Source organism: Ignavibacteria bacterium, assembly GCA_017303675.1.
Classification (GTDB): Bacteria; Bacteroidota; Ignavibacteria; order Tepidaquicellales; family OLB5; genus OLB5.
Window position 1 is genome coordinate 1,929,407 of the sequence record JAFLBX010000001.1, and the last position, 12,515, is coordinate 1,941,921.

A 12,515-nucleotide genomic window follows, 5' to 3' on the forward strand; every position below is an offset into this window, starting at 1 on the left:
TTATATATTCGCTTTAGCCTTAGCTGAAAATTCTTTATGTTTTACAAGGAATTCTTCATAAGATAGGTTGTTTTCCTGTGTTTCCGGGTTTTTGCTCCATCTCTCAGGTCTTCTGTTGTTAAGTATATATACTGCCGCGGTATTATCCGGTGGAATATATTTTTTAACATGTCTTACTTCCTTCAGCTTTAGTTCTGGTATGCTATTTTCAGGTATATCTTCAGAATATACAGGCACGTAGACCTCTGTAATTTCTGTAGTATCATACCCTCTTGCCTTCCTTACAAGCGCTTTTTCTATCTCAATGCAGCATGTAAGCTCTGCATTTAAAAATCTTTTAGAAAAATCTGCAGATCTAATAGCAAGTTTTTTTAATGCTCCCTTTGCCAGCATTAAATACTCTTCAGCTTTTTCCATAGTGAGCCCCACGGAAGCAAGTTCGATTGCCGAATTTTTGATATCACTGCCTGAATCTTTTGAGCTTGGTTTTTTCTTCATAAGGAAACAAGTTTTAAAATCTCTAAACTATTTTAAGGAAAATATTGTTATATTTGCATAGCATTCAAACAACGTTACAAATATATATGCAATTAGCACATATGTCAAGAGCAATATATGGTAACAGCATATTTATTTTCATAAATAATTGATAAACATAGAATAAAAATGAAGAAAAAAAGTAAAAAAGACCGTTCGCTTACCCGCAGAATTAATGATAAGCTTTTCCCTATGCTTTCGGCAAAGGGTATCAATTCCATTTATGCGCTTGCGCTAAGCATTAATGAAAATGCAGGCTCTTTGAGCAAGATCAAAAGAGGACTGAGCGACTGGACCATAGACCAGCTTGAAAAAATCAGGGTAATTCACGGAATAACAGTGGATTCCATGTTCGGCGCTGAATCCAAAAGCAGGGCAGATGGTGAAAGCAAAAATGTTAAGTTCCGCCGTGTGCCTGTTCTTGGTTATGCGGAGTGCGGCTCGCCTTCGGCAACCTGGCTTGATAATGCTGTAAAAATCACTGATCTCTCTGATACAGGCTCTATGGTAAATCCATTCATACTTATCGCCAAAGGCGATTCCATGAAGCCTTATATTAACCCGGGCGATAAGCTGCTCTGCAGTGAGCATACTGAAAAGATAAAAGATAACACTGCTGTTGTTGCTGTATTCAAGTCGACCCCCGATACTTTTGAAGCCAATGCCAAGCTTATTAGCTGGGATAGAAAGAAAAAGCTGATAACGCTCTACAGCATTAATACAAAATATCCGCCTACGAACCATTTGGAAAGTGAATTTGTTAAGATATACAAGCTTAACAGGATAATAAGGGAAGTAAAGTAGGTAATATCATTCAAAAATTAATAATAGTATCGGCACTCATTGTGCTGCTGAGCGGTGTTTTATCATATTCGCAAACAGTTTGCGGATTGGATCTTTCTGACCCGAATGATACAACAGGTTTTAATTTCAATAACTCACTTGATGCTATCGGAACAGAATTTTATCTTAAAAATGACCCCGGGTTGTTTGACCGTGTATTATTAAACAAAGGCCTTGGTTATATCTGCACTGTTAACTATCCAAACGCAAACCGCTTTAATGAAATATACGATTGTGTTTTTAAAGAATTCGGTTACGAAGATCTGGTAAAAGATAATATCCCTCAATCAGCAGTGCAGGATGATTTGATCGAGATATCTTTACTCATCGCCGATGGTAAAGCTGAGATATTGAGATATTGGTACGGCAAAAAATTCAATATCAAACTGCAATACTCTCAAAAAAACCTGGAACTATACATATCATATTTTTAAATATATGTTAAATATAGATTAAACCCATATTTTTGGTTAACTAAAAATATGATTTTTGACGTAATTATGGCTTTATTTTAATGTTTATACCTTATATTATTGATGTAAATAATTACTGGATTTGAACTGAAAAGACAGTATTTAAAAGTAATTAAAATTTATGAAACCCCAGTTTGAACATCCTGTTTGTGATGAATGCCGCTCGAGGCTTGGAAACGTTTTTTGCGCTCTTACAACTGCTCAGGTATCCGAAATGGATTCCGAAAAGAACTGCAGTATATATAAAAAAGGACAGATAATTTTTAATGAAGGCAATAAGCCAGCAGGCGTTTATTGCGTGAACAAAGGTAAAATTAAAATTTACCAGACAGGTGAAGAAGGCAAAGAACAGATCTTAAGGCTGGCTAAAGAAGGCGATGTGCTAGGATACCGTTCACTTATCAGCGGCGAAGCTTATTCAGGTACAGCGGCTGTGATGGAAGATGCTACTGTTTGTTTTATTCCCAAAAGAACTTTCTTTGATTTTCTCCATACCAACTCAGATCTTTCAACTCAAATGATGCAGCTGCTTTCCCATGATCTGAAGGAAGCTGAAAGCAGGCTTACCGGACTTGCACAAAAACCAGTTCGCGAAAGAATGGCAGAAGCGCTTTTAATGCTGCTTGAATTTTACAGCACAGATAAAGACGGTGCTATTAATGCCGTTATTTCAAGGGAAGATATTGCTAATATCGTTGGTACTGCAACAGAAACCACTATCAGAATACTTTCTGATTTTAAGGGTGAAAAGCTTATTGACCTGATAGGAAAACGAATTAAAATTATTAATCACCAGGGACTTGTTAAAACTGCTCATATTTACGATTAAAAGATTCTTTTAAACTAAATTACTGTAATAACATAGTTTACTCCTAACCTTAACTATTCAAATCATATTTTCCGGCTACATTTATCATATTTTTATATGACTCAAATCATTGTAAAATGCATTGAAAACAAGCTAATTTTGTTATGAAATTGATAATTATAACAAAATGGCTACAAACACCGGTTTAGAAGAAATAATAAAAAATTACGGAGAACTTACACAGTTCATTTTTCATAAGAATGATGTGCTGTTTAAAGAAAATGATCAGCCTGCAGGATTATATTGCATTGAATCCGGCAGCGTCAAGATCTTTAAAGATGAACCCGCAGACCAGGAAAGAATTCTGCACCTTGCTACCGCAGGAGAAATTTTAGGGCTGCATTCAGTTGTAAATAATCATATTTACACAAACTCTGCTACGGCAATCAGTGAAACACGGGCAAGTTTTATTACGGCGCAGGATTTCATGAATTTGATAAATTCAAACAACACTTACAAGCTTCTTGTTATGAAAAGCCTGTGTTCAAGGATCGATTCAATGGAAGATCACATAGTAAGAATCAGCGAAAAAATGTCAGATGAACGCTTTGCAGATACTCTGCTGGTTCTGATAGATAAATACGGAATTAATAAAACCAAAGATCTGAATATTCATCTTTCAATTGATGAACTTGCCAGCTACACATGTACTTCAAAAAGCTACATGAAAAAGATAATTACAGAATTTACTCACCGCGGATTAATTACGTTCTCATCAGGAAATATTAAAATTCTTAATCTTCCGCTTTTACGAAGCACAGCATTATTAAATACTAAAGCTGTGATTCACTGAGTTTCATTTTATCAATTTTTTCTTTCTTTAAAAAACCGTGTATTAAAATACACGGTTTTTTTTGTGAACCACAATGATACAGTTATGGTTATATTTAATGGATAGTGTTTTTGAATGTTAATTGGTGTATGTATTTATTAATTTATATTTTAAAATTTCCAATCTATGAAAACACGAAAATTTACAGAAGAGGAAGCAAGATGGGCGGGTGACCAGCTTGGAATGAACTGGGATATCTTTGACCTTGAGCAGTTCAGAATGGGGCTTGAAGTTGAGCTTGAACACGGTTCTATTGACCCGGTTACCAATGTTACAAGTGACGACCTGACTGTTACTGCGAAGATTGCCCTGGCGCATTTGAAGGAAATTCCAGATTATTATACCCGCTTAGCCAAAATGGAAGCTGAGGCCGAACAGGAACTAAAAAATTTGAATAAATGATATTTTATAAAATATTTATAAAATTATGAAAAAAATTCTCGTACCTACCGATTTTTCTGAACCATCATATTACGGACTGGATACTGCCGCTGAAATTGCCAAAAAAACCCGCGCTGAGATCCATATATTCAATGCATGCGAAGTATCCAATTATTACTATGCAGCTGACCCGCTTGTGATCTCTCCTCCTGCTTCTATTATGATCGAAGGTATCAATGATAACCTGAAAAAAGCCGCAAATAAAAAGTTATCTGCCATTCGGGCAAGAAAATCCCTGGCAGGATTGAAAGTTACAACAAGCTGCGAAGTTACTTCAAATGTTCATAATTCAATAATTGAATACGGCAATAAAATAAAGACCGATATTGTGGTAATGGGCTCTCACGGTGCAGGCAACATTACTGAAGTTATTCTGGGCAGTACTGCGGAACGTGTCGTAAGATTTTCATTAAAGCCGGTACTGGTTATACCTGTTAAGCCTTCTAAAGGACTTTTTAAGCGTATTGTGTTTGCATCTGATTTCTCTGAAGAAGCATACGGAATGTTTCCGTTTGTAAAAGATATAGCGAAAATATCTTCTGCTGAGATCCACCTTCTTAAAATTAATACAATGGACCAGTTTTCAAAAACCAGGGATGATATGGAGCTAATAAATAAATTTAGCAAAAAGTTTGGCGGCAAATATATAACCGCATTGTACAATGATTATATGAAGGAAGAAGGTATCCTTAACTACACACGTGAAGTAAAAGCAGATCTTATTGCCATTGGCACTCATGGTAAAAAAGGTCTTAGAAGGTTTTTTTCAGAAGATGTATCTGAAGGAATAGTCAGGCTTTCACATATTCCTATACTGATAGTAAACTTAAAAAAATTCAAAAAATAATTTAACATTGTTCAACTGAAGATTTATGTTTCTTCATCAATTTGTCAAAACCCGTAAATTAAGATAATTTACGGGTTTTTTTTATATGATATATATCATATTGAAAATTGAGCAACATCATAGGAAACACATGCATTTAAATGCTATTTTTGAATAGAAAGAACAAGGATGCCTCAGGATAAGTGCATTCATTGAGTTGCATCATAGTTATTTACAGAAAAATTGCTGCATCCCTGTTCGGTTTAAATCATATTTATTCAGCAAAACAGCATAATAATGTCAGTAATAATAACAGATGATTGTATAAACTGCAGCGCTTGTGAAACCGAGTGCCCTGAACATGCAATTATGCCAAGGCTGAATAACCATTCTGAATTGTTCGGTAAAAGACCCAAATACCTGAATAATTTATATATGGCTAAATATTACCAGTCTTTTGATCATTATTATATTATTCCCGGAAAGTGCAGCGAGTGCAGTAATATTTACAGAGAGCCCAGGTGCAATTCTGTTTGTCCGGTTTCCTGCTGTATCACCCGGTCAGAACGGGAATTGCAGGAACACAGCGGAATAAAAATTAAAATTAATTCCTTAACCATATCAAAAATCAGTCTGAACTGACATGAAAAATAACCAAACATACAGTCTTAACGGAAAAAAATCTGAAAGTCCAACGATATTCTTTGAAAATGAATATAACAGGATGAATGAAATGTCAGCATCGCTTGATGAATTATACTGGGATATTGAAAAAGAAGGCATAAATACTCATGTAATTCGCTCGATCAATGAAACGGTGAATTTATTTTACGATGAGCTTAGCAATCTTTTTAGGCTTGAAGAGGACTATTTGTATAAAGAGCTGATAAAAATACTGCCTGAACGCTCGTTAGCGGAATCATTAATGAATGAGAATTCTAATATACTGCTTCTTTTTGAAGCATTAAAAAATATTTTTTCTGAAAATGATGAGATCAGAAAAGAAAAAGATCTGCTGCAGGCAGAAATGATCGCACTGGCTGACCTTTTGCAGCGGGATTCAGAAAAAAAGAAAAAGCTTTTGCTGCATGAAATTAATTCAGTTTTGCCAAAACAGAAACTGGATGAAATGAGGGAAAAAATCAAAGAAGGGAATTATATTCACGCTTAAAATTCAGCGGAACAATTATAATTTTTGCCGGGTATAATTAATGAATAATTAGAAAGTTTTTTAAAGAGAAAATATCATGATACAGGTTGTTAAATTTAGCAGCCTAAAGTTTTTAAAGCATCCAATGCTGAGGTAAAGGATGCTTTTTTATTTTTTTTATTCCATTTAATTATATACCATAAAGGAGGGCGTTATTATGGGCGCTATATTTGCTTTAAACAGTCTTCCTTCAAGCTTTACTGATGAGCTTAAGCTGCCTTACCGTAAATACCTGAAGAAAGGACTGATATATTCTATAATTCTTCATATCTGTGTAGTTGCTGCATACGGAGGTGTGCACTATTATACCAAGTATAAGCAGGATCAGGAATTGAAAAATATTCAGCAAAGGATAATTAATGTTTCTTTAACTGATCTTGAGCCGCCGCCATCGGCTTTAGATGAAGAAGTACCGCCGCCAAAAGTCGAGGAAATTACTACACCTGCAAAGGACCTTGAGGCTTTAACCCCAGAACCGGTGGCAAAAGAAAGAGCTGATGTGCAGACGATCAAGACTCAGCAGCAGCTTGAAGAAATTAAAACTCCCGTTTCTAATGTTGGCGATACAGGTAAATTTTCTTTTTCAGGAACCGTAAAAATAGAAGAAAGAAAAATTGAAGAGAAAATTACCAAAAAGGATGTTAACATAGAAGAAAAGGAAAAAACCGTTTACCAGTCTTTTGAAGTTGAAAAAGCGCCTGAGTGTGTAAACCTTCAGCAGGTGAGAGGTTCTATGGTTTACCCGCCGCTGGCTATTGAAGCAGGAATTGAAGGCAAAGTGACTGTTAAAGTCCTTGTAAACGGTGATGGCAGTGTCATAAAGGTTGGAAGTGTCAATGGCCCGGAAATTTTCAGGGATGAAGTTACCTCCAAAGCTATGAGCCTGCAGTTCACACCCGGTCTACAAAACGGAAAGCCGGTCAAAGTCTGGGTTACTGTTCCCTTTGTATTTAAGCTGAACTAGAAAAAACCTATTTTTTTTTGCTATTTTATTGCTTTTAGTTTATCCGGTAATTAAGTAAAGACGTCCCCCATGGACGTCTTTTATTTATTTACTTTCCTGCAATATCGACTCTAAATTTCACCTTAGAAGGGGGACGAACTCTTTTGGTTTTTGTATATCCGCTTGTCATACCGGCGAAAGCGGGTATCTAAAATAATATTTTCAATAGTGCTTTTTACAGCGGATACGGAAGCAATATAGTCGATATAATAAAAAAAAAGACGACCTTCACGATCGTTTTTTATAAATACAAATTATAATCCATATAAACACAAAGCGGAGTCCCCTCCGCCTTGTTTGAATGGCTCAATGCCACCTTCATCCATCCTTACCGAGGAGCAGCCCTCAATAAGTACCGTTACAAAGATAATATTTGCAGTTATCCCTAAAAATGACGGTCATCAAGCTAAAATATGATTTTTATCGTTTTACACCTTTTCACCGCTCTTGTGTTGATTTAAACGTATTGGTATATTAGTGTAAATATTATGATAAAATGCAGTATTTTCCGGATCAATTTTTAATATTTAAGCAAAACCGCTTTTTAAAATTAACATTTAATAATATATTTTATATATTATTATTGATAATTTACTCGTTTTTTTCTTATTTGCTCTTAAAAATTACCCTTCAGTACATTCCATACAATACAGATGTTGCTTTTCTGAGGATTAAACAGGATGTTATCGATATTCCTTTCTACAAGCTTGCATTTTTTACTCATGTATATACGGCAATGTTAGTTTTACCTGCCGGATTCACACAATTTTCTGTATATATCAGGCGAAGCTACCCTCAGGTTCATAAATATACCGGTTGGTTATACGCTGCTGTTTTAATACTGCTTGCAGGTCCATCAGGACTCTATATGGGTATTTATGCAAACGGCGGCTTGATCTCACAGGTATCTTTTGTGTTGCTTGCAATATTATGGATAGTATTCACAATTATAGCTGTAGTTAAAGCAATTCAGGGTGATTATAAAGCTCACCGTGAATTTTTGATCCGCTCATTTGCTCTTACACTTTCCGCTATAACACTCAGGGCATGGAAATACCTCCTCGTTTTCCTGTTTGAACCCAGACCAATGGATGTTTACCAGGTTGTAGCCTGGCTTGGCTGGATACCAAATCTGATTATTGCTGAATTGATAATACGAAAAATCATAAAACTAAAACGTAAATAACCAATGAAATTAATAACTTTAATATTGCTTTTATTTATCATGTCTTCCTGCGGTAAAAAACAGGATGTAAATAATGAGCAGAAAAATAACACCACTTCAGGCAATACATCTGAACAGCAAAAAACCACTTCTACAGAAAACAAGACTGAACAAAAGTCCGGTAAATTACCGGTGATCGGTTCTTACACCGGCGGCTTTGCTGCAAAGGAATTTGATGATACAAAAGATTATGTTTATGAGAACCGTATCACAATATTTATAGATTCACTTTCAGGTGATACAATGTACGGAAGAAGCGTAGTGGCAGGCAACAGCCGCCCGTTTAAAGGAAAGTTTACCAAAGAAGGCGAAAATTATAAAGCTGAAGTAATTGAACCCGGTGACGATAAGTATGACGGTAAGTTTAGCTTTACAACTGTTATTGACTCCAAAAACACCAATGAAATATACTTAAAAGGAACATGGTCAGCGAATGATAAAAAATTGCCGGTAAGGGTCAGGGAATATAATCTTGAAAAAAAGGATTTTGCTTATGACCCGCAGCACAACCTGCCTGAAAATATTCAGTGGGCTGAGCTGTATGGCTCTGACCCGAAATTTCCTGATAGAATTGAATCTTTAACTTCAGAAGTGACCAAGTATAACGGCTCTGTTTCAGAGCTGAAAAAAGAAGACCTGCAGAATCTGTATAAAGGTGACCTCGAAATTATAAGAAATGCAATCTATGCGCGCCATGGATATTCCTTTAAGAACCGCAGGGTTAGATTCATTTTTGACAGGTTCGTGCCCTGGTACATGCCGGTTTCAACTGATGTACGCAATGAGCTTACTGAGCTTGAAAAGAAAAATATTGACCTGATAAAACGCTTCGAAGAACATGCTGAAAAATATTACGATGAATACGGAAGATAAATGCAAATAACAATTATCAATTAATAATTTTAATAAATAAATTTGCGAGGGGCGAAAGCGACTAAGCAATCTCATCAAAATAATTTAAAATGAAAAAACTAATAATAATACCATTTATTGCTCTGGCATTTATAGGAGCGATCTGCTCTAAAAGCGAGAATTCAAACACTGATAACGATATTAAAAAAAAGGAGCTTGAACTCAAAGAAAAAGAGCTTCAGCTTAAGGAAAAAGAGCTTGAAATGAAGAAGCGCTCGGAAGGCTCATCAAATGCTACCGATGTGACGGGTGATAACTCATCTGCGGGTAATTCCAGCATCTATCCACAAGCCTCAGAGAGGCTGCTTACAGCCGATGACCTCAGCAATCTGACCGGATGGGAGCTTAAAATAATGCGCAATGAAATTTTTGCACGGCACGGCTATATCTTTAAAAAAGAAGAAATGCGGAATTATTTTATGTATGAAAAATGGTACGTTCCCAGGTTTGAAAATGTTGATGGTATGCTGAGTGATGTTGAAAAGAAGAATATCGAGCTTATTAAACGATATGAAAGCCGACTAGGTAATAACGATTACAGCAGGTAACATTTCTAAAATTCCCCCTTGCAAAGGGGGAGGATGAGTTCAATTAGCAGTGAGGTAAAGATAATTCAATTGCTGCTCGAATGCTTTAATCAACAATGGGGATTTTTGAGATGAACATCTTCAATGGCATATAACTTCGGTATCCGGCTTATGCTCAAGCTTCGGACTAATATAAGGAATTCCTAAATTTAACCCGCGAAGGATAAATATTATTGCAAGTACAACTGAAAATGCAGGAAGCAGTTTTGTCAGTTTCCGTCTTATACCGATATTAACAGCGCTTCCTATAAGTGATGTGCCCAGCATTACAGGCAAAGTGCCAAGCCCGAACATCGTCATAAATAACATTCCGTTCAGAGTGTTCCCGACGGCAATTGTGCCGGTTATTCCGATATAAACAAAACCGCATGGTAACAAACCGTTAAGCATCCCGATTACAAGCATAGAAGCCATTGTGTGGCTTTTCAGCATTCTGCCGAAATACATCTTAAGTATTCCTACAGGTTTGTAAATCCCAAGCCTGTTTGATAACTTAATTCTGTATGAAAGGGGAGTAAGTACAGTAATTATTATCAGGATACCCAAAGAAATGGATATTATTTGCTGCAAGCCAAACATTTCTAGTCTTGAGCCAAGCAGACCGAAAAGAAGGCCAAGCATTGAGTAAGTTATAATTCTGCCGAAATTATAAATTAGCCTTGAAATGAACGGGTTATTGGTTTTAGGCAATGCTATTGCAATTGGACCGCACATCCCGATACAATGGAAGCTTCCAAGCAAACCTACCAAAAAACCTGTTAATAATTCCATATCTATTATTTTTCAATTTAGTTTCCCAAACTCATGTTTGGGAAACTAAATAGAGTTACTGTATCATAATTTTTTCTTCACTGAAATAATCCTTACCGCTCATAGCCCAGTTTACCTGAACTTTCCATAAACCTTTAGGCAGTTTTTCAGTGCTCAATACCTGCTTATTATCAGCAGCCGGCTCAACATTCAATTTAAAATCTTCTTTAGCGTCAGAAGGTTTATAAAATGATATCTCGCCGGTTAATTTATCATTTGTTTGCGGATATGTTATAACTAAAACAGTCCCGTTATATTCAAACTTTACTTTTTCTGCCAGTGAGTTTGTATTGTTTATCTTATCTATCTGTTCCTGGTATTTCAGCTCTTTTTCATAATAATTTGATGTTACCAGGTCAATATTTTTTGTCATGGATTTGTAAACAAGTATTCCTATGCCAATCACAAAAACCACAAATACTGCAATTATTCCTTTTCCCCAGTTCATATTATTATTTATCCTTTCAATTCTGTTTTTGCGGAGCGGGTCCTAAAAAGTTAATTTTTACCAGCGCGAATCTTTCATTTTCTCTGTAAAGCCCTATTTCAAGAGGTATGTTCATGGTTGTCAGCTTTTCTTTCGGTAACAGAACAAGAAACTTCGTTTCTGATACGTCATTGGAGCCTACTTTTATATCATTACCTATTACTTTAAGCTCGCCTTCACGGTTTTCAAGCTTTAGGGTTACGGGTACTTCATTAAAGGTTTTATTCGTAAGCTTCATGGTATAAAGATTACTTATCTTGTTATCAGGCTGTTCCTGGAATATCATTCCCGGCGCTCTTAATATTGTTACATCTATAGGCTTCCTTGTGGATACCAGGTATGTTAGCACTCCCAATAAAATAACAAGAACAGCGGAGTAAGCAATAACCCTTGCAGTTACTTTGAATTTTGTCTTGTTCCTTATATTGTTCTCCGAAGCAAATCTAATCAAGCCTCTGGGTTTGCCGATCTTATCCATAATACTGTCACATGAATCGATACATGCAGTACAGTTAACACATTCAAGCTGAGTGCCGTTCCTTATATCTATTGCCGTAGGGCAAACTGCCATACATTCTTTGCAGTCTATACAGTCGCCGTTTGTTCTTTCTTCACCTTTATGTATCTTACCCCTGGGTTCACCCCTTACATAGTCATATGCAATTACGGTAGTGTTTTTATCAAGCAAAACCCCCTGCAGCCTGCCGTATGGGCAAACATAAATGCAGGCATATTCTCTGAAATAAACGAATATAAAATAAAATACTCCTGAAAATATCAGCATAGCTATAAAACCGCCAAGGTGCATAGAAACCGGTTCCGTAATGATCTTAACAAGGTCATCAAGCCCGATTATCCATGCCAGGAATGTATTAGCTATAAGTACAGAAAGCGCAAAAAATATTCCCCACTTTGTTACTTTCTTAAATATCTTGGAAGCAGACCACGGAGCAGCATTCAGGTTCTTCTGTTTGATATAATCGCCTTCAAAGAGGAATTCGATTTTCCTGAAGACCATTTCCAGGAAAACCGTCTGGGGACAAGCCCAGCCGCAAAATACCCTTCCGAAAACCGCTGTGAATAATATTATTGATACAACAATTGCAATAAACCCCAGGGCTAATATAAAAAAATCATGGGTGCCAAAAGCCTGCCCGAAAAGAATAAATTTACGGTCTACAATATTAAGCATCATGAACGGATGGCCATCAATTCTTATCAAAGGCATACCGAACAAAAATGCCAGCAGAATTATACTGAATATGGTGCGTGCATTATAAAATCTGCCCTTTGGCTTTTTGGGGTAAATGTTCTTTCGTTTACCGTCGTCTGTAATAATTCCTAGATGATCCCTGAAAGAGTCTGTATCTGTTATAGTATTTGAACTTATCTTATGCATAAAATTGAACCGCTGCCCTGGGTTAAATTTTCCCTGCTGCAGGATGAGATTGCAGCAGGGAT

The 12,515-nt window shown here is 36.2% G+C and carries 16 protein-coding genes; 12 read left to right on the forward strand and 4 right to left on the reverse strand.

Annotated features, from left to right (window positions below; translation table 11 throughout):
* Window positions 1-498 carry a hypothetical protein gene (locus J0M37_08625; GenBank protein ID MBN8585147.1) on the reverse strand — a complete coding sequence of 166 codons (498 nt, stop codon included), beginning with the start codon at window positions 496-498 and terminating at the stop codon, window positions 1-3.
* Between the two features lie 168 nt (window positions 499-666).
* Between J0M37_08625 and J0M37_08630 the strand changes: the two genes are divergently transcribed.
* From J0M37_08630 to J0M37_08685, 12 genes are all read left to right on the forward strand, one after another.
* Window positions 667-1,341: a S24 family peptidase gene (locus J0M37_08630; protein MBN8585148.1), complete on the forward strand. Its 675-nt coding sequence runs from the start codon at window positions 667-669 to the stop codon at window positions 1,339-1,341.
* 41 nt (window positions 1,342-1,382) lie between these two features.
* Window positions 1,383-1,814 carry a hypothetical protein gene (locus tag J0M37_08635; GenBank protein ID MBN8585149.1) on the forward strand — a complete coding sequence of 144 codons (432 nt, stop codon included), beginning with the start codon at window positions 1,383-1,385 and terminating at the stop codon, window positions 1,812-1,814.
* A 160-nt stretch (window positions 1,815-1,974) separates the two neighbouring features.
* Entirely contained in the window at window positions 1,975-2,682 is a 708-nt protein-coding gene (locus J0M37_08640) for a Crp/Fnr family transcriptional regulator (GenBank protein ID MBN8585150.1), read from the forward strand.
* 166 nt (window positions 2,683-2,848) lie between these two features.
* Entirely contained in the window at window positions 2,849-3,514 is a 666-nt protein-coding gene (locus J0M37_08645; protein MBN8585151.1) for a Crp/Fnr family transcriptional regulator, read from the forward strand.
* Window positions 3,515-3,679: 165 nt separating this feature from the next.
* Window positions 3,680-3,955, forward strand: coding sequence for a hypothetical protein (locus J0M37_08650; GenBank protein MBN8585152.1), 276 nt, complete (start codon window positions 3,680-3,682; stop codon window positions 3,953-3,955).
* A gap of 25 nt (window positions 3,956-3,980) precedes the next feature.
* Entirely contained in the window at window positions 3,981-4,841 is an 861-nt protein-coding gene (locus tag J0M37_08655; protein ID MBN8585153.1) for a universal stress protein, read from the forward strand.
* Between the two features lie 276 nt (window positions 4,842-5,117).
* Window positions 5,118-5,462, forward strand: a complete 345-nt coding sequence (locus tag J0M37_08660) for a 4Fe-4S dicluster domain-containing protein (protein ID MBN8585154.1) — start codon at window positions 5,118-5,120, stop codon at window positions 5,460-5,462.
* Window position 5,463: 1 nt separating this feature from the next.
* On the forward strand, window positions 5,464-5,991 hold the full coding sequence (locus J0M37_08665) for a hypothetical protein (GenBank protein MBN8585155.1): 528 nt from the start codon (window positions 5,464-5,466) through the stop codon (window positions 5,989-5,991).
* A 196-nt stretch (window positions 5,992-6,187) separates the two neighbouring features.
* Window positions 6,188-6,994, forward strand: coding sequence for an energy transducer TonB (locus J0M37_08670; GenBank protein ID MBN8585156.1), 807 nt, complete (start codon window positions 6,188-6,190; stop codon window positions 6,992-6,994).
* Window positions 6,995-7,529: 535 nt separating this feature from the next.
* Complete coding sequence (locus J0M37_08675; GenBank protein ID MBN8585157.1) at window positions 7,530-8,219, forward strand: DUF2306 domain-containing protein; 690 nt, start codon at window positions 7,530-7,532, stop codon at window positions 8,217-8,219.
* A 3-nt stretch (window positions 8,220-8,222) separates the two neighbouring features.
* Entirely contained in the window at window positions 8,223-9,131 is a 909-nt protein-coding gene (locus tag J0M37_08680; protein ID MBN8585158.1) for a YARHG domain-containing protein, read from the forward strand.
* Between the two features lie 89 nt (window positions 9,132-9,220).
* Complete coding sequence (locus J0M37_08685; protein MBN8585159.1) at window positions 9,221-9,718, forward strand: YARHG domain-containing protein; 498 nt, start codon at window positions 9,221-9,223, stop codon at window positions 9,716-9,718.
* Window positions 9,719-9,838: 120 nt separating this feature from the next.
* Here J0M37_08685 and J0M37_08690 read toward each other — a convergent pair whose 3' ends face one another.
* From J0M37_08690 to ccoG, 3 genes are read right to left on the reverse strand one after another with little or no spacing between them, the layout of a single operon-like run.
* Complete coding sequence (locus J0M37_08690) at window positions 9,839-10,534, reverse strand: sulfite exporter TauE/SafE family protein (GenBank protein MBN8585160.1); 696 nt, start codon at window positions 10,532-10,534, stop codon at window positions 9,839-9,841.
* Window positions 10,535-10,583: 49 nt separating this feature from the next.
* The gene (locus tag J0M37_08695) at window positions 10,584-11,015 is read right to left on the reverse strand and encodes a FixH family protein (GenBank protein MBN8585161.1); all 432 of its coding nucleotides are present in this window, start codon (window positions 11,013-11,015) and stop codon (window positions 10,584-10,586) included.
* A gap of 16 nt (window positions 11,016-11,031) precedes the next feature.
* The gene (ccoG, locus tag J0M37_08700; protein MBN8585162.1) at window positions 11,032-12,453 is read right to left on the reverse strand and encodes a cytochrome c oxidase accessory protein CcoG; all 1,422 of its coding nucleotides are present in this window, start codon (window positions 12,451-12,453) and stop codon (window positions 11,032-11,034) included.
* Window positions 12,454-12,515 lie beyond the last annotated feature (62 nt).